This window comes from Sphingobium sp. VMM (assembly GCF_056790315.1).
Window position 1 is genome coordinate 1 of record NZ_JBXGSI010000036.1, and the last position, 23,789, is coordinate 23,789.

The window sequence follows — 23,789 nt, forward strand, 5'->3', positions numbered from 1 at the left end:
GGGCTATCCAATAGGCGGTTGCGAAACCGTGGCTCGCACCCTAGCATGGCATTAGGGAAAACTGTCTATTTTCAGATGAACAGGTCAAAAATTGAGTATGACAAAACCCGATGCATATAAAGTGTCCAGCGTCGATATTCCGGAGGTTGTTAGCCGAAGGAAATCAATTCAATCCGTAGAAATTGGTGCAAGGGTGCTACTTTCTCTATTGAAAACAGATCCTGGTGGATCTTTTCTTCGCGATGTTGCGTACCATTCTGGGCTGTCCCGCAGTCAAGCACACCGATATTTGCTTGCCTTCGTCAATGCCGGAATGGTAGAGCAGGATGCGTCCAGCGGCCGGTATTCACTTGGTACCCTTGCGGTACGCTTGGGGCTAGGGGCGATTGCAACGCTCGATCCAGTGCGAATCGCCACAAGACACCTTGAGGGACTGCTGAATGAGTTGCAAACGACCGGGTTACTCAGCGTTTGGGGCGACTATGGGCCGACGGTAATTCGCTGGATTGACGGTGGCATCCCACTATTCACTTCAATGCATGTTGGATCCACTTTGCCGTTGCAAGCCTCCTCCACCGGCAGTCTTTTCCTAACCCATTGCCCACCTGCGCAGACTAGAGAGCGCATCGAGAGGGAAAGAGCCAAGGGGATAATCGTTAAAGATGCCGATCTGTCCAAGGAAATCCAATCTGTGCGCAAACTTGGATATGCGAGAACATGCGGCTCGGTAGTGCCAGGTCTTGCAGCGGTGTCAGTGCCGGTTTTCGACTCGCAGAATAGCTTGGCCGCGACGATGAGCGTTCTTGCTCGTTCACAGGACAAGACCTATTTCAGCGAGGCAAAGATCGCACGAATTATGGAGGCGGCGCGGCTGGCGAGCGAAGCGATCGGTTGGCCCGGCTCAACTTGAGCTTGTGTACCACCTTTTGCAATGCACTGCACAGTGAGAGCGGCACACCTTGAACTCTTGCTCGCTTGTTGCGGATAGATGACGCTCCGTGGTAGATTCAGGAGAGCAGGGTTAGATGAACCTCGAAAATCCTGCGGCTGGACCCCGCAGTGGTCGCCGGGAATTCATTGCCATGATGGCGATGATACAGGCGCTCCAGTCGCTTGCCTTCACCTCGCTGCTGCCGGCTCTCGGACATATCGCTGCCGATTTTGAGGTTGCCCAATCGAACCAGCGCCAACTGATCATCAGCGTTTTCCTGATCAGTTCGGGATTGAGTTCGCTGATACCTGGAACAATCTCCGATCGCTACGGGCGCAAACCAGTCCTGCTCGGCTACATGGCGTTGTTCGTCATCGTCAATGCGGTTTCGGCGTTGGTGCGCGACTTCCATGTGCTTCTGGCGCTGCGCGCGATATTGGGGTTCGCATCGTCCGGGCTGACGGTGCTGCCGCTGGCGATCATCCGCGATCGCTACGAAGGTGCCGGCATGGCCAAGCTGCAGGCGGTGGTGGCGATGCTGTTCATGGCGGTGCCGACTTTCGCGCCCAGCCTGGGCTATGCGATTCTCGAGCTCGCGGGATGGCGGGCGATCTTCCTGGTGATCGGTGCTTTGGCGCTGGCGGTCACGGGCTGGTTCCTGCTCAGATTGGAAGAAACCAACCCGAAGCAGAACCGGCAGTCGCAGCGCTCGGGCAACTTGCTGGGCAATGTTGCAACGGTGCTCGGGAACCGGATGTCGATCGGCTATGTCATTGGCATGTCCTTGATTTTCGGCGGGCACTTCGGGTTCATCAACAGTTCGCAGCAACTGATCGGCGAGCATTTCGGGGCAGGCTCGGCCTATCCGCTGATCTTCGGCTCGATGGCGGCGACCATGGCGCTGGCCAGCCTGGTCAATTCGGCGATCGTCGAGCGCTTTGGCACCCGGCGGATCGGCCATGCCGCAATTTTCTGCCACCTTGCGGCATCGGTGGGACAATTGCTCCTGGCCTCAGCTCCCGGCGAAACCCTGGTCCAGTTTGTCGTCCTCATGTCTCTCAACATGTGCCTGCTGATTACCGTCTTCGTCAATTTCACTGCAATTGCCTTGCAGCCTTTCGGGCATATTGCCGGCGCGGCCGCATCGGTTCAGGCATTCTTCCGGCTGGTTCTGGGGGCAGGGTTGGGCGGCCTGATAGGTTATGTCTACGATGGCACACCGCGGCCGCTCGCGATTGCGCTGGTCTTGGTCGGGTCGCTGACCTTGGCCCTTGTGCTTTATAGCGAACGGGGTAAGCTGTTCCAGCGCCTCAATCCGTCGAGCCGATAGGCGCTTGCCTCAGGACGAGGTTAATGGCTCCTCAACCGTTTCGGGGATGCCGGGCGCCGCAATATCCGAGACCATCCGCACCCCGTCGATCACGATCGGACTGGCGACCCCGGTTCGCTGGTCGCGCGTGATTGCCATGCCCCGCGCGATAACCTGCGGGTTGGCGAAGACATCGTCGAGTTCGTTGATCGGACCCGCCGGAACGCCGGCGTCCTCGAGCGCGTCGGCCAGCTCCTGCCGGGTCCAGGTTGCAGTCAGCGCTTCGAGCGCGGCCAGCAAGACCTCGCGGTTGCGAACCCGGCCTGGGTTGGTGGGAAAGCGGGCATCGCTATCAAGCCCGACGCCGAGCACCCGGCAGAGGCTGGCGAACTGGCCATCGTTGCCCACTGCGATGACCAGATCCCCGACGCTGGTCGGTAAGGCCTGATAGGGTACCAGATTTGCGTGGCCGTTGCCGACCCGGCGCGGCACGGTGCCCGAGGTCATCCAGTTCAGCGCCTGGTTCGCCATGACGCTTACCTGAGTATCGAGCAGGGTCATGTCGATATGGGCGTTCAGTCCGGTTTCGTGCTGCCGGTTGATTGCGGTGGAGTGGTAATAGGCTGGGCCGAGGTTTTCGCCGCTGTCCGAGACGACAAATGGCGGGCCCCGGTGGCGGGTATCATCGCCGCTGACCGGGCGTTCGATCTTGATCACTTCGGCGCCAAGATCGGCCAGCAGCTGTCCGCACCATGGACCGGCCAGGATCCGGGCCAGCTCCAGCACGCGAACCCCGCTCAGCGGCTTGGCCATGCCACCGGCGGGGGGGACTCCCCACCATTTGACAAGTGTTGAGTTGCGCGGCGGTCCGCTTCGCGCAGCCGTAGGCTACGCTGCGCGGACCACCGCGCAACGGCTCGCTTCTGGAGAGATGAGGCGGTCAATCAGCTCTTCGGGCGAGGGACGGATCGAAGGCGGTTTGAGAGACCAGCATCTTGCAAGCGACAGCGATCAACCAATCGGCGACAGATCGCAATGCGCGTGCATGACCGTGTCCACGGGCACGAAGCGCAGCATATTTTTCTCGGCTCCTGGGGTCGTGTTGAACGGCGACACGAGCCCAGTGATCGACAGCGTTGCGCAGTCGTCCCTGGACCGCCTGCCGCATCAGGACCTCACGCTTCTTCCCGGATCGCTTGGTAATAGGCGCGACGCCAGACAGGCATCGCAAAGCATGATAATCTCGTCGCCGCAGAGCATCGGAAGCCTCTGCGAGCAGCGTGGCGAGAACGATTCTTCCGACGCCCGGCAAGGTTCGCAGGATCGCCACGTCACGCTGCTCCCCGAGCTGTGGTCCAGAGGGTTCCACCGGGACTGAAAGGGCTACTGTCAGCCTGTCGAGTTGAAGCTCTGCGGATGCGATCTGGTAATTGACCAGATCCAGTCGGGCAGCGACGGTTTCAAGTTGGCCCGTTGCGGCTGCAACAGTACCGGCCGCTACGGGGACCGGGATGGTGCGCAACATTTCGAGCACCTGTCGGCCATGCAAACGCCGGCTGCGGTATCGCTTAAGGAGTCTGGCGATGGTCGCTTCATGGACACGGGCAACCTTGGCCGGCGTCGGCACCAGCCGCCATAAAGCGAGGAACCAGGGCGCCGCGATGTCCTGCGACACTTCGAGCAATTGAGGATAATAGCGCCAAAGCAACTCACGCACGCGATGACCCAGGCGCGTACGGTCAAGGTGCAACTCGTCCAGGATACGCGACCATTCTCTCAATTCGACGAGCAGGGGATCGAGCGTGAGCAGCGGCCGAAAGCAATGCGCGTCCGTTCGCAAGGCATCCGCCAGCACCATCGCGTCCCGGCTGTCGTCCTTTGCGCCCGCTGGAGAAAAGCGATCGCGAAAGCGATCCAGCTGTTTGGGATTGATGGCATAGACATGGAATCCGCGTTCCATCAGGCTTTCGACGACCGGACCGTGCGGCACCTCGATCGCGACATGAATATGATCGGGAACCCATCGGTCGCCGCCAGTATCCAGGTCGCGAGTTCCGTCAAACCCGCACCGCCATGCTCAAAGCTGCGTTCGCCGAGCTTGGAGCCATCGGCATCCGTCAATCGAACCTGGTGCGCCTGCGAGGCCCAGTCGACGCCCACAAACCATCGTCTTTCCTGATCCATAACTGTTACTCCCTTCCAGTCGGGGCCAGCCGCGATCTTCGTCTTTCCCTGTATTGGCGTTCACGACGCTTACTCCCTACGGGACGTCATCGCGCCCACCAACCGAGGCACAGGTCCCCCCCAGGTGCTCAAGGCGCAGGGGGGCGAATGGTAGCTCCCGGCAGGCTGGCCCGTCCGCAGCTTACAGCTTGACGGGCCTCAACGAGATACAGGGGGGAGGCGTCTGCCATCCGATCGTCGGCATCGTTTCAGTCCTCTGCTTGCCCGGCGATCCGGGCCGCCCATTCCTTGGCCATGTCGCCGGCCGCCTTAGCCAGCGCGAAGGCATCGATCCCGACCGCGATGAAGCGCGCTCCGCCATCGAGGAATTGCTGCACCAGGCGCTGGTCGCGCGACAGGATGCCGCAAGGTTTGCCGGTTGCCCGGATTCGGGCCAGAGCGCCCGCGGTCACTTCGTACAGCGCGGCGAAATTGCTTTCGCCCAGCAGACCCAGCGACGCGGCCAGATCGACCGGGCCGACGAACAGCGCATCGATGCCGTCGACGGAGGCGATCGCCTCGATGTTTTCCAGCGCCAGCGCGGTCTCGATCTGGACGATGATGCACAGCCGCCGGTTGGCATCGGCGACATAGGCCGGGTAGCGCCCCCAGCGCGCGGCCCGGGCACCGCCGATACCGCGCTCGCCTTGCGGTGGATAGCGCGCAGCCTTGACCATCGCCGCAGCCTGTTCTGCGGTTTCGACCATCGGCACCATGATCGTCTGGGCGCCGAGATCGAGAATTTGGCGGATCGCGATCGGATCGTCGCTCGGAACGCGCACGACCGCCGAGCAGGGCGGATTGGCGTCCACCGCGCGGAGCTGATCGGCGATGCCCGGCAAGGTCTGGGCGCCGTGCTCGGCATCCACCAGCACCCAGTCGTAGCCAAGCCCGGTGCAGATTTCGGCGATGTTCGGGCTTGCCAGCGCGAGCCAGAAGCCGAGCTGCACCGGGCCTTCGCCCAGGCCTTGCTTGAAGCGGTTCGCAGGAGTTTTCATCTGCGCGGCTGCCTCAAACGAACCGGAAACCGATCGCGCCCATCGGCCCGAAATCGGCGTTGAAAACGTCGCCCGGCCGCGCTTCGACCGGACGGGTGAACGAGCCGCCCAGGACGACTTCGCCGGGTTCCAGCGCCTGCCCCCAAGGCGCCAGCCGGTTGGCCAGCCAGGCAATGCCATTGGCGGGGTTGTTGAGCACGCCCGCCGCGATCCCGGTTTCCTCGACCACCGCGTTGCGGCTCAGCATCGCGCCAATCCAGCGCATGTCGACCTTGTCGGGCCGCATCGGCAGGCCGCCGACGATGATGCCGGCGTTGGCCGCATTGTCGCTGATCGTGTCCTGCACCTTGCGGCGGGCGCCGGTTTCGGCATCCACCACTGTCGTTCGGCTGTCGATGATTTCAACCGAAGGGATGACATATTCGGTTGCCCGCAGGACGTCGAACACGGTGACATTCGGGCCTTCGATCCGGCGGGCCAGGACAAAGGCCAGTTCGACCTCGACCTTGGGGGTGATGAAACGGTCGCAAGGGATGTCGCCGCCCTGTTCGAACACCATGTCGTCGAGCAAGGTGCCATAATCCGGCTCGGTGATGCCTGCGACCTGCTGCATGGCGCGCGAGGTGAGGCCGATCTTGTGGCCATGGACCGTCCGCCCGCGCGCGAGCTTGAGATCGACCCATTGCTTACTGATCCGATAGCCATCGGCAATCGTCATGTCCGGATAGCGGGCGGTGAACTGGCGGATTGGCTTGCGGTTCTGCTCGGCGGCATCGAGTTCCCGCGCGAGCTCCGCGACTAGAGCAGGATCAAGCGTTGGTTGCGATTGACCGGATCGAGCGCCGCGATTCGGGCTTGTCATATCCTCTCCCTGATCCTCAAGCATTATGCCAAATGCATTGCACAATAACGAATGGTCGTCTACCACATCCTGCGCCTCCCAACGACCCCTGCCTTGATCGCAAAGGCGGCGGCGAATAGGCACAAGAGCAAACCTGCGGAGATAGAGGATGACCATCGACACAAGCGTGCGGGAAGAAAGGATTACGGGGCGAGGCCTGACTTCGCATACCCTTCTGGCCGGCGATCCGAGCAAGCCGGCGGTGCTGCTGCTGCACGGGGCAGGACCGGGAGCCCATGCCGGATCGAACTGGCTGCACCTGATGCCCGACCTGGCGGAAAACTTCTTCGTGATCGCACCGGACCTGATCGGCTTCGGACAGTCGGTCATCCCCGAACCCTGGCCCGACAATGTCATGGCCTGGATCGGTACACGGGTGGACCAGTGCTTCGGGCTGCTGGACACGCTGGGCATCGATAAAGCCCATGTCGTTGGCAATTCGATGGGCGGTGCGCTGACCCTGCAGATGATGAGCGAGGAGCCTGACCGGATCGACCGGGTGGTGCTGATGGGCTCGATCGGTGCGCCGGGCCCGAAGACGCCCGAACTGGTGCGGCTGCTGTCGTTCTATTCCGATCCGCGGCCCTCGCGCTATCGCCAGCTGATGCACAGTTTCGCCTATGACCCCGACAAGTTCGAAGGCATGGAAGAAATCGTCAACAACCGCTACAAGATCGCCACCGATCCCGAGATCATGAAGACCGCGGTCAAGATGATCGATTCGATGAAGCAGGGCGTCGATACGCTCAACATGCCGCCGTCGATCCTGTGCAAGCTGCCGCACAAGGTGCTGATCTTCCATGGCCGGCAGGATCGCATCGTTCCGCTCGATACCAGCCTCTACCTGATCGAACACCTCAAACATGCCGAGCTCTACGTGCTCGATCGCTCCGGCCACTGGTCGCAGCTCGAACGCTGGGACGTGATGCGGCCGATGCTGGAGATTCACTTCGGCGCGCGTTCGTTCTGAGCGCAGCCGGCAGCATAGGCACCGGGGGCTTGCGTTGCAGAGCAGGGCTTGGCAACCAAGGAAGTGAAAGGGTGGTCAGGCGAATTGTCTGACCACCCTTTCCGTTCGAAGGTGCCGCGCATGAATGAATCAGCAACCGATGCCAAAGCCTTCTGGGCGTTTTCGCTCGAGGTCTATGCCAAACCGCAGGTGGCGGAACTGTGCATTGCCCTGCAGGACGAATACGGTTTCGACGTCAACCTGCTGCTGCTGGGCCTGTGGGTGGCGGAGACGCAGCGGAAGGCGCTTGATGCCGAAGGGATTTGTGAGCTGCGCGAAGCCGTCGCGCCGCTCAACGACAACCTGGTGCATCCGCTGCGCTGGGCGAGGCGCTGGGCCAAGCCCTCCGATCGCGTTGCGGAAACTGCGCAACACAAGATTTACGGGGCTCTCAAGCAGGTCGAACTAGAGGCCGAACGACTTGTCCAGATGGCGCTGGTGGAAGCATCAAGGCCAGGTTTGACGCAGGGCGATGAAATGTCAACGCCTCAAGCCGCGGCGAGTGCGAGCCTGGAGCGATACCGGCAGTCGATCGAAGCGCCCGATGCAGCCGTCGCGCCGCTTGTTCAGCTGATGGTCAGGGCGCTGCCTTAGCCGGCATTGCCGGGGTCTGCGCGGGCGGTTTCGCATCCTTGATATAGGCATAGATTTCCGCGATCTCGTCGTCGCTCAGTTCGGTCGGGCGGAATGGCGGCATTTCGATCAGACCCTGACGAACCACGGTCTTCAGATAGTCGAGTTCGAGGTCCTTGCGGCCGATCAATGCCGGGACCGGCCGGCCCAGTTGGTCGAGCAACATCGTGGCAGGATGGCCGGGACCAGGATTATGGCATCCTGCGCAGTTCAACGCATAATTCTCAGCACCATCGGGTTTAACTGAATTCGGTGACGTTTTGCAGGCACCGAGCATGGCAACGAGTGAGAGGATAGCCAGCTTGTTCATTTTGTCTCCAACTCCGATAATCGCGGGGCGGCTCAGGCGGATGCGAACAGGCCCGCGGGGTCGAGCGCCTTCTTGATCCGTTCATGCAGGAGTGAGAGTCCCCTGGTTTCGAACGTCTTGTCGACCGCTGCGCGCATTCCGGGTTCGGCGATCGCCTGCCCGAAACCGGCTTCGGCCTGTGCCGCGATCAGCGCAGCGGCGCATCCGCGGGCGTGGGCGGCACTTTCGACCTGCGCCGTCGAAAAAGGCAGAATCTGGCGATGATTGGCCGAACGCCAGATCGCGACGGTTTCGCCGAGATAGTCGAATTCGTGCTTGGCGCAGATGTCGCGCGACAGTTCGTAGAGCCGCATGGCCTCCTCACCATCTACGGGGCTCACCGGGTTGGCGGCAACCGCCTGATCGCCGCTCCATGCCGGAACGAATGCTGGCGCATCGGCCACCACGCCGGTCATGGCGCCAATACGCCACGCCCACAGGCGGGGATCGATGCCCTTGCCGTCGGCTATCACCCGAGCACCGGAAATCGACGAAAACGCCCCCTTGACCATATCCCACAGGATCGGGACATTGCCTGGCAAGCCATAGAGCGCGCCGTAGAGATTCCAGTGGCCCAGGCCCAGCGCCTCGCCCGCAGCGGTTACCGCGCTGGCCGCCATAGGCCCCTTGCCATCATAGTCGCCGCGCTTCTTGCCGAGCAGGGCGGCTTCGTGCAGCGCGCTGCCGACCGCGACGCCATTGGCCACGACCATGTTGAGCTTGAGCGGCCCGAGCACGTCGAGCAGATCGGCCAGCTGGTCTTCCTTGGGCACGGTCACCATGAAGGTCTGGTGGGCTGGCGGTTGCGGCATCATCCACATGCCGACCTTAGTCGGCACCGCGAAATCCGACTGCGTGAACAGGCCATCGACCCAGGGGCCGTAGCCGAACTTGAACAGTTGCCAGCAGGTGCTCTTGGGCATGGCGCCCATGCCCGTCCGCACAAGCTTTCCGTCCGCGAGCATGACCTCAAGCCCGCACTGCATCAGGAAGTGATCGGAGTAGGGGGTGTAGCCGGGCTGACGATGGACGAAGCTTGCGGCCACACTGGCGTCGGGGTTGCCGCCATGGTCGATCCACAGCTTGATGCCCTTTTCCTTGATATGGGCATCGAGCTGGCGGAAGGTCACCCCCGGTTCGACCAGGCAATAGGCCAGCTCCTCGTTCACCTCGAGAATTGCGTTCATGCGCTGGAGGTCGAAGATGATGACCTTGTCCAGCCCTGCCTTTTCGAGGCCGTGGGCGCCGTTGCACACGGGTTGCAGCACACCGCCGGCGGTTCGCGCCGCCTCCAGCGCCTTGGCGAGCTGGGTTTCATCCGCCGGCAAGACTATGCCAAGCGGTGCCGCGCCGCTGATTGCAAAGCGGGCCAGCCCCTGAGGGGTGCGATCGACTGCCGCGGCGCCGATCGCAGCTTCCACCGCGGTCAGCGCGGCCATCTGGCGAGCTTGGTCTGTCATGGGTCCTGTTCCGCCTGTCTATTGCTGGAGAATCTTCACGTAACGATCGAGATTGGCTGCATCGACGGCGAAGTGCGCCGAACGAATCCCGATGCCGATGGCGCTGTCCGGTTCGCTGTCGCGCCACGAAAAGCAGCAAGTCGGGCAACGGTGGATGGTCCACACCACCTTGCCGCCTTCCTTGCCTTGATAGTCAGCGAGGGCGCCGCCGGTCGCGCAGCGCGGACAGACCGTCTTGCTCATTGCAAAGCTCCCAGTTGCATGGCCCGGATCTTCTTGCTCAGCTCGTCAATGTCCGGCCCGGTCGGAGGGGTGACCAGATGCGCTTCGCCGACGGGGTCGGGGGGCAGGTAGCTGGTCGCGTCGATGATCAGGCGATGACCCTTGCCGGGAACGACGGCCGAAGGATCGATCGGGACCGCCGGCATGTTGGGCAGGACGATGATGTCGTCGGCGCGGGTGCGGGTGGAAAGCGCCCACATCACCTGGTTGAGATCGAAAGGATCGACATCGGCATCGACCATGATCAGGTTCTTGAGATACATCACGCCGTGCGGAGTGCTCAGCGCGCGCAGCGCGACGGTCTTGGCAAAGCCCGCCATCCGGTTCTTGACCGAAATGATTCCGGTCAGCCCGTGCTGGTACAGCGCGTTGACCGCGGTGACTTCCGGAAAATTCTGGCGCAGCTGCGCATAGATCGGGGCTGAGGTATGCAGGCCGATCAGGGTATCGTGTTCGGTCCAGCCGCGGCCGATATAGATGTTCTCGAAAATCGGGTTCTTGCGGTGCGAGATGGCCGTCACTTTGAAGATCGGCGCCTTGCGGACCCCGCTGTAGGAACCGGGAAACTCGCCGAACGGACCTTCCAGGACCCGTTCGCCCAGTTGCATTTCGGCTTCGATCACTATCTCGCTGTCGGCGAGGATGTCGATGCCATTGCCCGACTTGGTCAGCCGGATCGGCGCGCCCATCATCGCCGAGGCATAGGAATATTCCGATTCTTCATAACCGATCGGTGTCGCCGCGAACACCGCCAGCCCCGGATGGTTGCCCAGCATGACCGCGATCTTGAGCGGCAGGCCGGTACGTTCGGCCGCCATGATCTGCCGGCCCATGTCGTGCGACGGGATGGTCATCAGGGTGAAGCTGTCGGGACCTTGCAGTTGCAGCCGGTAGATGCCGACGTTCTGCTTGCCGAAATTGTCTAGGTCTTCCGGATCGCGCGACGCCACCGATGCCTTGCCGAGGTAGAAGCCGCCATCGTATTCGTTGATGCGGTAGACCGGCAGCACGTCGTAGAGGTTGATCCCGCTTTCGATCCGGCATTCATGAACCGGCGCCCGGGCTTCGGGAACGGTGCTGATCTGCGCCGCCGCATCGCCCCAGCGCCCGGCGATCTCGAAGAACAGTTCGCGGATTGTCGTTCCCTTGGGGCGGCCGAGCAACAGCGCGATATTGTCCCACGAACCGTGCACGCCGACCGCGGTGCGCTTTCCGGGGTATCCGGCAATGTTGTCGAACACGATCGCTGGCGCGCCGTTGGCGTCGCGCGATGCGGCGACCGCGATGTTGCGCACGTCGGGCTCGGGCATCACCCGCTCGCTCCAGGTGATCGCCTGTCCGGCATCGCCCAGCAGTTCGAGGAAGTCCCGCAGCGAGGTGATGGACCGCGATTGCTTGGCCAGATCCTGCATCATCAGTTCCCTTCAGTCAGACCAGCTCAATGGCCGCCTTGGCCGGCGGTGGCCGTCTGGACGGTCACCCATTTCCACTCGGTCATGATTTCCAGATCGGCCTCGGTGCCTTCACGCCCGAACCCTGAAGCCTTGGTGCCGCCAAACGGGACGTGCGGTTCGTCGTGGAGGGTCGGAGCGTTGATATGGACCATCCCCGCCTCGGCTTGCTGGGCAAAGCGCAGGGCCTTGTCGATATCGCGGGTGAAGATCGACGCGCTCAGGCCGTATTCGGTGTCGTTCGCCAGGTCGATCGCTTCCTCGAGCGCGTCGAATGGATAGAGCGAAGTGACCGGACCGAAGGTTTCTTCGGCAAAGACCGTCATCTCTGGCGTCACGCCGCTCAGCACCGTGGCCGAGCAAAGGTTGCCATTCCATTCGGCCCCTGCAAGAATTACCGCGCCCTTGGTGCGGGCATCGTCGATATGCCGGCGGACTCGATCGCGTTGGCGTTCCGAAATGATCGGTCCGAGCATGGTGGTGGGCTCGCGCAGGTTGCCGCCCTTGGCCTTGGCCGTCGCGGCGGCGAAGGCCTTGGCAAAGGCGTCGAAGATCGGACGTTCAACGTAGATCCGCGATGCCCCCATGCAAACCTGGCCCTGATACATGAAGATGCTGAACAGCGCGGCACCGACGGCCTTTTCGAGATCGGCATCGGCGCACACGATCAACGGGCTCTTGCCGCCGAGTTCGAGTGTGTACTTCTTGAGGTTCCGGCCGGCGATCCCGGCGATGTGCTTGCCGACTCGCGACGACCCGGTGAAGGTTATCGAGGCAACCTTGGGATGACCGGTCAGGGCATCGCCGATTTCCGCGCCGTTGCCGTAGACGATGTTGAACAGCCCATCGGGCACGCCGGCGTCGCGCCACAGGGCGGCGAGCAGATCGGCGACCTTGGGGGCGGCTTCGGACGGCAGCAGAACGAAGGCGTTGCCGGTCGCCAGCGCCATCGCAGATTGCTTGATGCCCTTGATCAGCGGCACGTTGAACGGGGTAATCCCGGCGACTACCCCCACCGGCTGGCGCAGGCTCATGCTGAAGCGGCCCGGCGTGTCGGAGGGAATTGTCTCGCCGCGGACCCGCCGCGGCACTCCGGCCGCAGCGCGCAGGAAGCTCACCGCGAACCGCGTCTCGAACCCGGCCTTGGCGGCGGGCGAACCGATTTCGTCGATCAATACCTCGCTGAACAGCGCGGCGTCGCGCTCCATGATTTCAGCGGCCTTGACCATCCAGCCTTCGCGCACCGCGGCGGGCAGATCGCGGTGCTGGCGAAATGCCCTGTCGGCGGTCTCCACAGCACGATCGACGTCGGCGGCCGTGCCCGCCGCAACCCTGGCGTAAACGCTGTCGTTGACCGGATTGAGGTCGTCGAAATAGGTGCCGCTTCCAGGCGCTACCGCCACGCCGCCAATCCAGTGATCGAGGTTCTTCATCTTGCTAGTATCCTTCAATCAGATTCCGGCGCGGTCACGCGGTTGTGCGCATCGCCTTGGGCCAGATGCCCTGCTTGCCAGGAGAGAGAATGCCGTTGGGATCGAGAACATCCTTGAGGCGGTGGTGGAGATCCCAGAGTGCGCCGTCGTTGTGTTTGTAGGTCCTGGCGATCTGATCCATGAAGGCGAGGTGCGTGCGGTATTCGCCGAACCCCGCCTCCGCAGCCTCGTCGACCAGCAGGCCGAACAGGTCGTAGGCGCTCTTGCGCATCGTCTCGTCGGCGCGGTCGTACATGATCATCAGGATGTGATGCATGTCGCGCCAGCCGACCAGGAATTCGCCGATGTAGTCGAAGCCGTGATCGTTGCAGCGCTGCTTGATCAGCTTGTATTGGGCAAGTGCTTCGGAACCACTGGGCGCCGAGATCGGCGAAAAGTTGATGTGCCCGCCGCCGCCGATCCAGTTCATGATGCTGAATTCGGTCATGTTCGGCTCGCCGCGCATCAGCCGTACGCGATAGTCCCAGGCCGGATCGTTCTTGCGATCGAAATGGACCTTGGCGCCGGGAATGCTCATCAAGGCATCCTCCACCACCTTCCAGTTGTTCTCGATCACCGGCGGCGGGCCGTACAGCGCGCCGTAATAGTTCCACATTCCCAGATCGTGGTCCGCGGCGATCTTGGCACGGATCGACGGCGGCAGCGGGCCCTTGCCATCGTAATAGTGGCGCCGCGTGGTCTTGGCCGAGGCCTCCCACAGCAGATCGACCGCAACCGCCGCATTCGGGATGATCTGGTTGACCTTGAGCGCCCGGGTGACCTCGAAGATCGCCTCGAGATCCTCCTCCTTCTGGTAGGTGATCATGAAGGGCTTGTAGCCCGGCGGTTCCGGCATCAGCCAAATGCCCATCTTGGTCACCACGCCGAAATTGGATTGGGTGAACATGCCGTCGAAATGCGGGCCGGCCACGTGCTTGGTGACCTGCCAATGCTTCGATCCGGCAAGCGCGCCCTGTCCTGTTCGAACGACTTCACCATCGGCCAGCACCACTTCCATGCCGCACTGCATGACAAAATGGTCGCCATAGGGGGTATAGCCGGCGCCATGCTCCAGCGCATTGCCCATCACGCCGCCCCAGGCTGGTGCGGCAGGATCGATCCACAGCTTGCTGCGGATCTGGCGCAGATGGCGGTACAACTGCATGTAGGATACGCCGGGCTCGACCAGCGCGTAGCCGTATTTCTCGTTGACCTCGATCACGCGGTTCATCCGCCGCAAGTCGAGCATGACATAACCGGATTTGCGCGGAGCCGGGCCACCATAGGCAAAATTGCGGCCGGTCCCGATGGTCCAGACAGGGATCTTGTAGGCGTTGACGACTGCCAGGATCTTCTGGATTTGCTCGACACCGTCGGGCGCAACAGCGGCGGACGGCAGCATTTCGCCATCGGCCAGCGGAGAATAGGCGTCCCGGTAAGCCGAAAGCGGAAGCTCGTCGAGGAATACCCATTGCTTGCCGACAACCGCGGCAAGCTCGTCGAGCGCCTTGTTGAAAGTGGATGCGTCGACACCCTGGGGAACAATGCGGCTCAAGACAGGTCTCCCCCGATTTCATAAACCCAGGAGGCCAGCAGTCCGGGGCTGCCGGCCGCGATATCGCACGAACCCGACTGACAGGTGTTCAAGCGAGCTTCGGTTGGGGCACCGAGCGCGTCGCGAACCAGGTGCGCGACGGCCACCGGCCATGCCGCCGCGGCGCCTTGGAGCAGTTGCGCCGCGCCCTCGGTCCGATGCTGCCAGCGTCCGCCCGTGTAATGGTGCCGCCACAGCAACGCCGGGCGGGCGCCGCGCTCAACCAGGACCTGTCCGGCGATCATGGCTGCGGGATCCGAAGTCAGGCCAACGATCAGGCCATCGGCATCGTCCAGTTCGTGCAGAAGGACATTGAGCGACCGGTCAAGCCGGATGGTCCGGCCAACCACGCCGCTTTCGGCAAGCGTCGCCGCGAACATCCGGCTTTCCGGCGACGCGCTTTCCTCGATCACCGTCACCCTGCGTGCGCGGGCCGCCGCCGCTCCGGGCAATACGCCAAGCCCGGCCACGGCTGCGCCCAGCGCTCCGGCTCCCAGGAGCTCGCGTCGCTTGATATCCCAAGCCATCATGCCTGCCTTTCGATCTTCAGCGGCGCCGGTTCGGCGACCGCACTCTCGGTGGAAAGTCCCTGCCAGCGGCCCGCTGCGTTGCGATGTATGTCGAAGTGATCCAGCACCCGTGTGCAGCTGTGATCGACGATGTCCTGAAGGCCTGCAGGACGGGCGTAGAATGCCGGGACCGGTGGAAAAATGACCGCGCCCATTTCGGTGCAGGCGACCATGTTGCGCAGGTGAGCCAGGTTGAGCGGCGTCTCGCGGGTCATCAGCACCAGCTTGCGCCGCTCCTTCAGCATCACATCGGCGGCGCGCGTGATCAGATTGTCGGACAGACCGTGGGCCACCGCTGCCAGAGTGCGCATCGAGCAGGGCGCTATCACCATGCCGTCGCACAGGAACGAACCGCTGGCGATGCTGGCGCCGACATTGCGGACGCTGTGCACCACATCGGCCGCACCTTCGATCAGGCGACGGCCGTCCGGAATTTCTTCGCGGATGTTGAGCAAGGCGGCTTGCGACATGACGAGGTGAGTTTCCCAGCCACCTTGTTCGCGGAGCATTTCGAGCAGGCGCTGCCCGTAAACCGAGCCCGTCGCTCCGGTTATGGCAACGACCACGCGCTTCATGGGCGGACTGCGCCGCCCGCGCGTTCCCTGCGTACTCCCGTCGCAACGTTCATGGCCGAATCCTTCTCCCTCAACCATTATGCAACAAATTGTACTATAAGCAACATGTAAGAGCACCTTGAAGCTATGTCCTTCGGGGCTTCTCCGCTTCAATCGCAGGCTGCGGCGGCAAGCCGAGACTTATGGCCTTGAGTTCCAGGAATTCGTCGATCCCGTGACGCGATCCCTCGCGCCCCAGTCCCGATTCCTTGACCCCGCCGAAAGGCATGGTTTCCGAAGAAATGATGCCGTTGTTGACGCCGACCATGCCGACCTCGAGACCTTCGGCAAGGCGCCAGAACCGGTCCATGTCGCGGGTGAATGCGTAGGCGGCCAGGCCCGAGCGGGTGCTGTTGGCCAGGGTCAGGGCTTCGGCCTCGGTTTCGAAACGGAAGAGGGGAGCGACCGGTCCGAAGGTCTCTTCCAGCGCCAGCCGCATGTCCGGGTTGGCGCCGGTCAGGACCGTGGGCTGGTGGAACAGCTCGCCGGCTTCATGGCCTTCGCCTCCCGTGACGATCCGGGCACCGCGCCCGACGGCATCGCCGACATGTTCGCGCACCTTCTGCAATGCCGCGGCGGTGATCAGCGGGCCCTGATCGGTCTCGCCTTCCAGGCCGTTGCCGACGCGGAAAGCCGCGACTCTGGCGGCCAGCGCTTCGGCGAACCGGTCATGGATGCCGTTCTGCACCAGGATGCGGTTGGCGCAGACGCAGGTCTGGCCGGTGTTTCGGAACTTTGAAGCGATCGTGCCCGCCACGGCGACGTCGATATCGGCATCGTCGAACACGATCAGCGGAGCGTTGCCGCCCAGCTCCATCGACACCCGCTTGAGCGTCGTCGCGCACTGCGCGGTCAGCAGCTTGCCAACCGTGGTGGAGCCGGTGAAGGTGAATTTGGCAACGCCGGGATGGCTGGTCAGGACCGATCCGATCGCCGGCGCATCGCCTGCGATGACGTTGAAAGTGCCCGCCGGAACACCGGCCTCGAGTGCCAGCCGGGCCAGCGCGAAGGCCGTGAGCGGGGTCAGTTCGGCGGGTTTGAGTGTAACGGTGCATCCTGCGGCCAGGGCGGGCGCGACCTTGCGCGTGATCATCGCTGCGGGAAAATTCCATGGCGTAATCGCGCCGACCAGGCCCACCGGCTGCTTGAGAACCAGGACCCGGCGATCGCGTTGGGCGGGGATGATCTCGCCATTGATGCGCCGGGCTTCTTCCGCGAACCATTGGATGAAACTGGCCGCATAGTCGATCTCGCCCAGCGCTTCGGCGAGCGGCTTGCCCTGTTCGGCCGTGAGCAGCATTGCCAGATCGTTGCGGTTTTCGCGAACAAGCGCGAACCAAGCGTGCAGAATGGCGGCGCGTTCGGCGGCCGAATGGGCCCGCCATTCCCCGAAGGCTCTGGCGTTGCTTTCGACGGCGCGGTTCGCCTCGACCGCACCCAGGAGGGGGATTTCCGTCAGCGCCATCCCCGTCGCAGGATTGATCACGGCAATCGCCCGCTCGGTAGTGGCTATGGCCTCGCCATCGACGATCGGCAGGCCTGCAGCGAATTCGGGCCGGGACAAGGATGGCTGGGAAACAGGCATGGAGCGAAACCTTGGCAGTCGGTTGGGAAGTTCAAGGGATGCAAACGAAACGGGGCGGAACCGCCGGAGCGGATCCCCCCCAATCGATGGGGTGACCTTTCGGTCACCCCAGGCAGAGCCGTCAGTACTTGTAGGCGACCTTGAGGAACCATTCGCGCGGCCGCGAATAGGTTGCCTCGGCGACGCCGCCAACGTCCAAATCCACATAGCCGCCCTGGATGTAGCGCTTGTCGGTTAGCCCGTCCTATTCACCGGACCGGGTCTGGCGGGTTGGCGGGAGTGGCATAAGCCTCTGATCTGAATTAGGAACTGGGTGTCGAAGCCGAACCTGCCGCAGGGCAGAAAATGCCACAGGCCACACCCGCCATGAATGACGATATCGCAAGCACATTCCGATTCCCAGCGGTCGGGCGCAAGAAAGTCACAGCCGCTTTCGACGGTGGCCGGCTGACATCGGACGGCGGTGTCCTGCTGCTGGCGCAGGCCGAGCGCACGATGGGGATCTGCCATCGGCTTGCGGCTTGCATTGCCGACTGGCGCGATCCTGCGCGGGTGGTTCATCGCCTCGACGACATCCTGCGTGCCCGCGTGTTCGCGATCGCCTGCGGCTATGAGGACGCCGATGACCTCGACGCCCTGCGCGACGATCCGGGCTTCCGCCTGGCCCTGGGCAAGCTGCCGGGATCGGGCGTGGGGCTGGCCAGTCAGCCGACGATGAGCCGGTGGGAGAACGCACCGACCTCGCGCGAATTAGCCAGGATGATGGCCGCGATGATCGACATCTACTGCGCCAGCTATCCCGCCCCGCCGGCGGCGGTGACGCTGGATATCGATGATACCTGCGATGTCGTGCACGGTTATCAGCAACTCTCATTCTGGAATGGTCATCATGGCGAGCGTTGCTTCCTGCCGATCCATGTCTAAGACACGGCCACCGGCCGGCCGGTGGCGATGCTGCTGCGCACCGGCAAGACACCGTCGGGTGCCGAAGCTGCCGGCCACATCCGGCGCCTGGTGCGTCACATCCGCCGAAACTGGCCGGAAACGCACATCGCCATCCGCGGCGACGGGCACTATGGCCGGCCCGAGGTCATGGCCTTCTGCGAGGCGGCCAGCGTCGATTACGTGTTCGGCCTGCCGACCAACGCCGCGCTGCGTGGCGATCCGGTCATCGTCGCTGTCGCCGATGCCTGCGCGGTCAAGCGGGCTCAGCGCCAATACCCGGTCCTGCGCAGCTATGCCGAGACCCGCTACGGCGCGAAGAGCTGGAACTGCCAGCGCCGCGTCGTCGCCCGAATCGAGGCCAGCACAATGGGCATGGACATCCGCTATGTCGTCACCTCGCTGGCCGACGGCTCGGCCGAGCACATCTACGACACGCTCTACTGCGCTCGCGGCAACGCCGAGAACCTGATCAAGCGGCACAAGACCCAACTCGCCAGCGATCGCACCTCGTGCCGCTCTGCCAACGCCAATCAAATGCGCCTCATCCTGCACACCGTCGCCTACTGGCTCCTGTGGCGTATCCAGCAGGAAATCCCAAAAGCCACCGCACTCGCCGCCGCCGAGTTCGCAACGCTGCGCCTGCGGCTGCTCAAGGTCGCTGCCCGCGTTATCGAAACCGCCACGCGCATCCGCGTCGCCTTCGCGTCAGCCTGCCCCGATGCCAGCGTGTTCAGAGCCATCGCCATCAGCCTCCGGCCAGCACCCACATAGCCAGCGCGGCGGTGCCGCCGAACCCCCGAGCCCAGTCCATCAACCTCGAAAAGCCCATTGCTCCTGCCGCGGTGAAAAACGCCGGCGAAGCCGCTCGCCCTGATCACTGGGCCACCGACAGATCGAGGCCAGACGAACCCGGAGCGGCGTCATCATGAATAGTGCGGGTTAGGTTCGTGACACCTGCCGTTACCGTGAAGTGGTCGCTGGCGTCGGTGAACGAAGCGCTGGCGCCGAACACGCTATAGGCGGGTTGATACAGCTGCGGGCTGTTGATGGCATCCTTGAAGGTGACGCTCTGATGGTACCAGTCGCCGCGAAGAACGAACTTGCCCTTGTCGCTCTCGTAAACGGTCGCATTCGCGGCGATCGTCGCTGTCCATTCGGGCACGAACGCAAACTTGGAGTTCACGTTTACCGGGAAAGCACTTGGATCCACCGAACGATAATAGGCATCGAGGTAACCGACACCATAGTCGATCCTTAGCCAGTCGGTCGGGGCGGCCTGGCCTTCGATCTCGAAGCCCTTGATCCGGCCCACACCCCCGTTGCGAACCTTGGGCGCGATACCCTCGTTCACGACGATTTGGATGTCGCTGTAGTCGGATTGGAACAGCGCGATGTTCATGCGCAGGCGCCGGTCGAACAATTCGGTCTTGAGGCCGACTTCGTAGGATTCGACGAATTCCGGGGTGAAAGCAGGGGTGACGAGTTCGCCCGGGAATATACGCTGGCTGAAGCCGCCATTCTTGAAGCCCTTGGAATAGGACGCATAGCCCATGATGTCGTCGGTGAACTGATAGTTCACCGAGACCGCCGGGGTCCATTCCTTGGCCTTGGCGGACACCTCGACCGCGGGCAGATTGTGGTTGCCGCCAGGATTGGTCGCCGACGGAACACATGCCGGGTCAGGGAACCCGTTCGGCAGCAGCTGCGGCGCTGGCTGGCCGACCAGGCAGCGGCTGTACTGAATGAACACGCCATCAGGATAGGGTGGGAGAAGACCCGCGGTGAAATCGCGATAGATTACCTGGGCCGAAGGGTCGAAACGCTTGGTTTCGTTGGTGTAGCGGATACCTGGAGTGATCGAAAGCTTGTCGGTGACCTTGTAGGTGAACTGCATGTAAGCTGCATAGCTGTCGTTGTTGATTTTGCCGCCGCTTAAAAAGTTCGCGAAACCGAACCGCAGCGGTTCGATGTCCTGGCCCTTTTCCTTCAAGTAATAGGCGCCCAGAGCGAACTTGAGCCTGTCGTCGAACAGGTTACCGTTGAGCTGCAATTCCTGCGAAGCTTGCCACAGGTCGATGTTGTTGGTCAGCTGCAGCACTTCGTGCGGAGTCACGTCGAAGTCGTATTCGATGACCGACTTCTGGTCGCGGTACGCACTGATCGACTTGAGTGTCACGCCGCCGAAATCATACTCGAGCGTCAGATTAGTACCCCAAAGGTCGAAGTCGGAACGGTTCGGACCTCCGGCCCAAGTCGTATCGATATCGCCCGTTACCCATCGGGAAGAAACGCAGTTCGGATTGCTCACCGGCGCCAGTTCACCCGGGGCGCCACATTGTCCAGCGCCACCGCCCAGCTTGTTGTAACCGAAGTTTGAGCTAGGGAAGGCAACTTGACGGCCGTCAGGCAGATTCACGATTTGCAGAAGATCGGGTGAGTCCCGGTTTTCGATAAGATAGATAGCTGCCTGTTCTTCGCGACGAATGTTGACGTCGGCGGCGAGAATTGCCTTGAAGTTGTCGGTCGGTTCCCACTTGAAGGCGACGCGTCCAGAGAAGCTGTCCTTGTTGCCCTGTCGTCCGCCGTCGAACAGGCGGCGCTGGTAGCCGTCGCGGGTTTCGTAGGACGCCACGGCGCGCATCGCCAGCGTATCGCTGATCGGGATATTGACGATGCCCTTGATATCGGCACGGTTGAAGCGTCCGGTTGCGGCTTCGAGCTTGAGTTCGAAGTCATTCCCGGGTTCGTTGGTATTAACAATGATCGCGCCGCCAATCGTGTTTTTGCCGAACAGGGTGCCCTGCGGACCGCGCAGGATCTGGACGTTCGAAATGTCCGCCATGTCGAGCAGGCCCCCGACCGAACGGGCAACATAGACGCCATCAACATAGATGCCGACACCGGGATCGACGGTGATGTTGAAATCCGTTTGGCCAACGCCGCGGATAAAAGCGGTGAGCGAGGCGCTGGAGCCAGAGATGTTGCCGACGGGTTGAATGTTCACATTGGGCGCGAAGGACGCAACCTGCGCGACGTTGGCAATTTGTCGGTCTTCGATCATTGCACCGCTCATCGCGGTAACCGCGATCGGCGTTTCCTGGGCATTCTCCTCGCGCTTGCGCGCGGTGACGACGATAGTGTCAAGACCGCCGGTATCCTCGTTCTCCTGCGCTGCGGCACTGGCTTGTTTGGCGTCCTGCGCGAAAGCGTTGGTCGGAGCAAAGGCAAGGCAAGCAAGCACAAGGCTGCTGCCAGTAAGCAGCCATTGCTTGCCGCTGCCCGTGTTGTACATCATAGACATGCATATTCTCCCTTGAGTTTGATTTGGATCGCGGTTCCGATCCATTTTCCCACCTCGTTTTAAAACCTGACTTCAACCGTCCCACCGATCTTGCGCGGCTGCTCGTAGAAACCATCGGTCGATAGCGCGCCGGGGCGCATCGTCTGGAACACTTTTTCGTTGGTCAGGTTGGTGGCCCACAGAGAAACTTTCCATTTCTCGCTCTCGGGCGTCCAGCCAATCGACATGTTCGACAAGGTATAGGCACCTTGCGAGAAAATGTTGGCGAAGTCGTAGTAGAGGCGCGAACTGAAAGAGAGGTTGCCGTTGATGCTCAACCGACCGCCGCCCAGATCATGCCCACAGTCAAAGCCGACGTTGCCTGACCATTTCGGTGCACGAGTCATGACGTTGCCCGAAGCATCCAGCGTTACGACGGTATTTCCGCCGTCAGCCCGCGGGAGAAAGCCTTGGGCGGCCGTGAAATCCTTGTAGCGCGCGTGGGTGTAGGCTAGCGCCCCGCGCAACTTCAAATCTCTGGTGGGTGCAACGGTCAATTCCAGTTCGCCGCCATAGATTTCCGCATTGGCGGCATTCTGGAGAATGTATCCCGCGCCAAGCGAATCCTTCGACTGCAGTTGAAGGTTTTTGTAATCGTAGTAATAAGTCGCAAGGTTGACCCGCAGCCAATTGAGCGGATCCGACTTGATACCGAATTCGGCGGCCTTGATTTCCTCCGGTTCGACCGGCACGTTGCGGGTGCTCGCCATATTGTAGACACCACTCTTGAAGGCGGTGCTCCAACTTGCGTAGACGTTCGTGGTGTTGCTAATTTCGTAACGAAGGCCGAATTTGTAGTTGAACTTATTGAACGTCCGATCGACGTCGTTGACGACTAGGGTGCCATTCACCGTTTGCGAGAACTCGCGTTTTTCCGTGGTGTAACGGCCACCGAGATTCACGAACAGGCCGGGCGTGGCCTCATAGGTCGCGTCCGCAAAGCCCGCGAAGGACCGACCGCCGAGATCCGGCTCAAGCGTCGGCCCGGCTAGGGGGAGAGTAGGATTCGCGGCCGTCCAGGGCTGGAGGAAGGAACTGCCACCGAACTGGTAGAAATAGCCGCCTACGAGCCATTGGAACGGCCCGGGGTTCGACGAGCTGAGCTTGATTGCCTGACTGCCGGATTCGGAGCGGAAGATCGCTGGAAAATTCCCTAGTCGCAGATTCGAGGCATCCGAATCCGTAATCTGGGTCCAGCGCAAGTTCAGGAAACCGCTGGTGGTTTCCAGGTTGACTGCGACCAGTTCGAGTTTGGTGTGCAGGGCGAAGGTCCACCGCCGAAGGTTCAGCACGGGCGCCTCGGCCAACGACGCTTGCCAGGGGCCCGTTGGCAGGATGACGCCAGGAAACCGCCGTCCAGCAGTGTTGCCGTCGACCGGCTGGGGCGAATTGGTGGTGCTCTGCTGATCGAAGAATTCGCCGGTCAGGACAACCTTGAAATTGTCCGCAGGCTTGAACAGAACCTTGCTGCGCAGGTCGATGACCCGCTGATCGCCAAGCGTTCCACCACGCACCAGATCGTCAATATAGCCATCGTTCTTGCGGAAGAGGCCAGATAGATCGATCGCGGCCTTTTCGCTGATCGGGCCGGTCACATAGAGCCGCGCGTCATAGTCGCCCGCTTCGCGCCGCATCCGACCGACCCGCAAGGAAGCCTTGCCCCGGAAATCGAAGCTGGGGTCCGGCGTGATCACATTGATCAGCCCGCCCGTCGCATTGCGACCAAAAGTGGTGCCTTGCGGACCGCGCAGCACCTCAACCGGCTCGACCTCGACCAGATCGATTCAGTTTGCGGCAGATTCGGGCTGATAGACACCGTCGATGTAGGTGGCGATATTGGGTTCGTCGCCAATCGAGATGCCGGTTGAGCCGACACCGCGAACCACGGGCTGGAAGACACCCATGTTGCGGCTGCCTACAAAGCCAGGCACCAGCTGGGTCAGCGTCCTTACTGTTGAGACGTCGGCCGATTGCAGGGCATCTCCGCCCAGCGCTGTGACGGCCACGGGCACCTGCTGCAATCTTGCTTCGCGGCGGGTCGCAGTGACAACGATATCTTCGATACCGGTCGACGCCTGCTCATCTTTGGGCTGCTCGGCTGTTGTATCCTGAGCGAGCGCGACA

General features: G+C 62.2%; 21 protein-coding genes and 1 pseudogene. 5 read left to right on the plus strand and 17 right to left on the minus strand.

Annotated features, from left to right (window positions below; translation table 11 throughout):
* Positions 1-97: 97 nt before the first annotated feature.
* Both ACUCV3_RS26325 and ACUCV3_RS26330 read left to right on the plus strand, forming a co-directional pair.
* On the plus strand, positions 98-910 hold the full coding sequence (locus ACUCV3_RS26325; protein WP_325415787.1) for an IclR family transcriptional regulator: 813 nt from the start codon (positions 98-100) through the stop codon (positions 908-910).
* A gap of 115 nt (positions 911-1,025) precedes the next feature.
* The gene (locus tag ACUCV3_RS26330) at positions 1,026-2,261 is read left to right on the plus strand and encodes an MFS transporter (protein ID WP_230588712.1); all 1,236 of its coding nucleotides are present in this window, start codon (positions 1,026-1,028) and stop codon (positions 2,259-2,261) included.
* Positions 2,262-2,270: 9 nt separating this feature from the next.
* Here the strand turns inward: ACUCV3_RS26330 and ACUCV3_RS26335 are convergent, their stop codons facing one another.
* The 5 genes from ACUCV3_RS26335 to hpaH form a co-directional block, all read right to left on the minus strand.
* Complete coding sequence (locus tag ACUCV3_RS26335) at positions 2,271-3,053, minus strand: CoA transferase (RefSeq protein ID WP_037513063.1); 783 nt, start codon at positions 3,051-3,053, stop codon at positions 2,271-2,273.
* 127 nt (positions 3,054-3,180) lie between these two features.
* Positions 3,181-4,200 carry an IS110 family transposase gene (locus tag ACUCV3_RS26340; protein ID WP_206366622.1) on the minus strand — a complete coding sequence of 340 codons (1,020 nt, stop codon included), beginning with the start codon at positions 4,198-4,200 and terminating at the stop codon, positions 3,181-3,183.
* Entirely contained in the window at positions 4,200-4,424 is a 225-nt protein-coding gene (locus tag ACUCV3_RS26345) for an IS110 family transposase (protein WP_052076710.1), read from the minus strand. The genes ACUCV3_RS26340 and ACUCV3_RS26345 overlap by 1 nt, the downstream gene beginning before the upstream one ends.
* Positions 4,425-4,672: 248 nt before the next feature.
* Positions 4,673-5,413, minus strand: a complete 741-nt coding sequence (locus ACUCV3_RS26350; RefSeq protein WP_230588710.1) for an HpcH/HpaI aldolase family protein — start codon at positions 5,411-5,413, stop codon at positions 4,673-4,675.
* A 61-nt stretch (positions 5,414-5,474) separates the two neighbouring features.
* Positions 5,475-6,323 (minus strand): 2-oxo-hept-4-ene-1,7-dioate hydratase, encoded by an 849-nt coding sequence (hpaH, locus tag ACUCV3_RS26355; RefSeq protein WP_037513059.1) that lies wholly within the window; start codon positions 6,321-6,323, stop codon positions 5,475-5,477.
* 148 nt (positions 6,324-6,471) lie between these two features.
* Between hpaH and ACUCV3_RS26360 the strand changes: the two genes are divergently transcribed.
* A complete protein-coding gene (locus ACUCV3_RS26360) occupies positions 6,472-7,332 on the plus strand; it encodes an alpha/beta fold hydrolase (RefSeq protein ID WP_086494168.1) in 861 nt (286 codons plus the stop codon).
* A gap of 48 nt (positions 7,333-7,380) precedes the next feature.
* Positions 7,381-7,965: a TIGR02444 family protein gene (locus ACUCV3_RS26365; RefSeq protein WP_240511593.1), complete on the plus strand. Its 585-nt coding sequence runs from the start codon at positions 7,381-7,383 to the stop codon at positions 7,963-7,965.
* Here the strand turns inward: ACUCV3_RS26365 and ACUCV3_RS26370 are convergent.
* The 9 genes from ACUCV3_RS26370 to ACUCV3_RS26410 form a co-directional block, all read right to left on the minus strand.
* Complete coding sequence (locus ACUCV3_RS26370) at positions 7,949-8,314, minus strand: c-type cytochrome (protein ID WP_086494170.1); 366 nt, start codon at positions 8,312-8,314, stop codon at positions 7,949-7,951. The two genes, ACUCV3_RS26365 and ACUCV3_RS26370, sit on opposite strands and share 17 nt — an antisense overlap.
* Positions 8,315-8,346: 32 nt before the next feature.
* Complete coding sequence (locus ACUCV3_RS26375; protein ID WP_086494171.1) at positions 8,347-9,813, minus strand: FAD-binding oxidoreductase; 1,467 nt, start codon at positions 9,811-9,813, stop codon at positions 8,347-8,349.
* 18 nt (positions 9,814-9,831) lie between these two features.
* Positions 9,832-10,056, minus strand: coding sequence for a non-oxidative hydroxyarylic acid decarboxylases subunit D (locus tag ACUCV3_RS26380; RefSeq protein WP_037513049.1), 225 nt, complete (start codon positions 10,054-10,056; stop codon positions 9,832-9,834).
* Positions 10,053-11,510 carry a non-oxidative hydroxyarylic acid decarboxylases subunit C gene (locus ACUCV3_RS26385; RefSeq protein ID WP_230588707.1) on the minus strand — a complete coding sequence of 486 codons (1,458 nt, stop codon included), beginning with the start codon at positions 11,508-11,510 and terminating at the stop codon, positions 10,053-10,055. Before ACUCV3_RS26385 ends, ACUCV3_RS26380 begins: the two co-directional genes overlap by 4 nt.
* A gap of 23 nt (positions 11,511-11,533) precedes the next feature.
* Positions 11,534-12,979: an aldehyde dehydrogenase family protein gene (locus ACUCV3_RS26390; protein ID WP_037513046.1), complete on the minus strand. Its 1,446-nt coding sequence runs from the start codon at positions 12,977-12,979 to the stop codon at positions 11,534-11,536.
* Positions 12,980-13,013: 34 nt separating this feature from the next.
* A complete protein-coding gene (locus tag ACUCV3_RS26395) occupies positions 13,014-14,573 on the minus strand; it encodes an FAD-binding oxidoreductase (protein ID WP_037513045.1) in 1,560 nt (519 codons plus the stop codon).
* Positions 14,570-15,142 (minus strand): hypothetical protein, encoded by a 573-nt coding sequence (locus ACUCV3_RS26400; protein WP_230588704.1) that lies wholly within the window; start codon positions 15,140-15,142, stop codon positions 14,570-14,572. Before ACUCV3_RS26400 ends, ACUCV3_RS26395 begins: the two co-directional genes overlap by 4 nt.
* Entirely contained in the window at positions 15,139-15,756 is a 618-nt protein-coding gene (locus ACUCV3_RS26405; protein WP_025548158.1) for a UbiX family flavin prenyltransferase, read from the minus strand. The genes ACUCV3_RS26400 and ACUCV3_RS26405 overlap by 4 nt, the downstream gene beginning before the upstream one ends.
* Positions 15,757-15,880: 124 nt before the next feature.
* Positions 15,881-17,380, minus strand: a complete 1,500-nt coding sequence (locus ACUCV3_RS26410; protein ID WP_037513043.1) for an NAD-dependent succinate-semialdehyde dehydrogenase — start codon at positions 17,378-17,380, stop codon at positions 15,881-15,883.
* Between the two features lie 366 nt (positions 17,381-17,746).
* On the opposite strand from ACUCV3_RS26410, the pseudogene ACUCV3_RS26415 reads away from it, so the two are divergent.
* A pseudogene (locus tag ACUCV3_RS26415) lies at positions 17,747-19,096 on the plus strand (IS1380 family transposase).
* Positions 19,097-19,199: 103 nt separating this feature from the next.
* Here the strand turns inward: ACUCV3_RS26415 and ACUCV3_RS26420 are convergent.
* From ACUCV3_RS26420 to ACUCV3_RS26430, 3 genes are all read right to left on the minus strand, one after another.
* A complete protein-coding gene (locus ACUCV3_RS26420; RefSeq protein WP_080727120.1) occupies positions 19,200-21,626 on the minus strand; it encodes a TonB-dependent receptor in 2,427 nt (808 codons plus the stop codon).
* Between the two features lie 59 nt (positions 21,627-21,685).
* Positions 21,686-23,419, minus strand: coding sequence for a TonB-dependent receptor (locus ACUCV3_RS26425; protein WP_482241406.1), 1,734 nt, complete (start codon positions 23,417-23,419; stop codon positions 21,686-21,688).
* A 30-nt stretch (positions 23,420-23,449) separates the two neighbouring features.
* Positions 23,450-23,789 (minus strand): TonB-dependent receptor plug domain-containing protein (locus ACUCV3_RS26430; protein ID WP_155282120.1); only part of this gene is annotated, 340 nt, incomplete at its 5' end.

What these genes read in the sequence shown, in the direction of transcription:
- ACUCV3_RS26325 (WP_325415787.1), top strand. Translation starts at nt 98, where the DNA reads ATGACAAAACCCGATGCATATAAAGTGTCCAGCGTCGATATTCCGGAG.
- ACUCV3_RS26330 (WP_230588712.1), top strand. Translation starts at nt 1,026, where the DNA reads ATGAACCTCGAAAATCCTGCGGCTGGACCCCGCAGTGGTCGCCGGGAA.
- ACUCV3_RS26335 (WP_037513063.1), bottom strand. Translation starts at nt 3,053, where the DNA reads ATGGCCAAGCCGCTGAGCGGGGTTCGCGTGCTGGAGCTGGCCCGGATC.
- ACUCV3_RS26340 (WP_206366622.1), bottom strand. Translation starts at nt 4,200, where the DNA reads ATGGAACGCGGATTCCATGTCTATGCCATCAATCCCAAACAGCTGGAT.
- ACUCV3_RS26345 (WP_052076710.1), bottom strand. Translation starts at nt 4,424, where the DNA reads ATGGATCAGGAAAGACGATGGTTTGTGGGCGTCGACTGGGCCTCGCAG.
- hpaH (WP_037513059.1), bottom strand. Translation starts at nt 6,323, where the DNA reads ATGACAAGCCCGAATCGCGGCGCTCGATCCGGTCAATCGCAACCAACG.
- ACUCV3_RS26360 (WP_086494168.1), top strand. Translation starts at nt 6,472, where the DNA reads ATGACCATCGACACAAGCGTGCGGGAAGAAAGGATTACGGGGCGAGGC.
- ACUCV3_RS26370 (WP_086494170.1), bottom strand. Translation starts at nt 8,314, where the DNA reads ATGAACAAGCTGGCTATCCTCTCACTCGTTGCCATGCTCGGTGCCTGC.
- ACUCV3_RS26375 (WP_086494171.1), bottom strand. Translation starts at nt 9,813, where the DNA reads ATGACAGACCAAGCTCGCCAGATGGCCGCGCTGACCGCGGTGGAAGCT.
- ACUCV3_RS26380 (WP_037513049.1), bottom strand. Translation starts at nt 10,056, where the DNA reads ATGAGCAAGACGGTCTGTCCGCGCTGCGCGACCGGCGGCGCCCTCGCT.
- ACUCV3_RS26385 (WP_230588707.1), bottom strand. Translation starts at nt 11,510, where the DNA reads ATGATGCAGGATCTGGCCAAGCAATCGCGGTCCATCACCTCGCTGCGG.
- ACUCV3_RS26390 (WP_037513046.1), bottom strand. Translation starts at nt 12,979, where the DNA reads ATGAAGAACCTCGATCACTGGATTGGCGGCGTGGCGGTAGCGCCTGGA.
- ACUCV3_RS26400 (WP_230588704.1), bottom strand. Translation starts at nt 15,142, where the DNA reads ATGATGGCTTGGGATATCAAGCGACGCGAGCTCCTGGGAGCCGGAGCG.
- ACUCV3_RS26405 (WP_025548158.1), bottom strand. Translation starts at nt 15,756, where the DNA reads ATGAAGCGCGTGGTCGTTGCCATAACCGGAGCGACGGGCTCGGTTTAC.
- ACUCV3_RS26410 (WP_037513043.1), bottom strand. Translation starts at nt 17,380, where the DNA reads ATGCCTGTTTCCCAGCCATCCTTGTCCCGGCCCGAATTCGCTGCAGGC.
- ACUCV3_RS26420 (WP_080727120.1), bottom strand. Translation starts at nt 21,626, where the DNA reads ATGTCTATGATGTACAACACGGGCAGCGGCAAGCAATGGCTGCTTACT.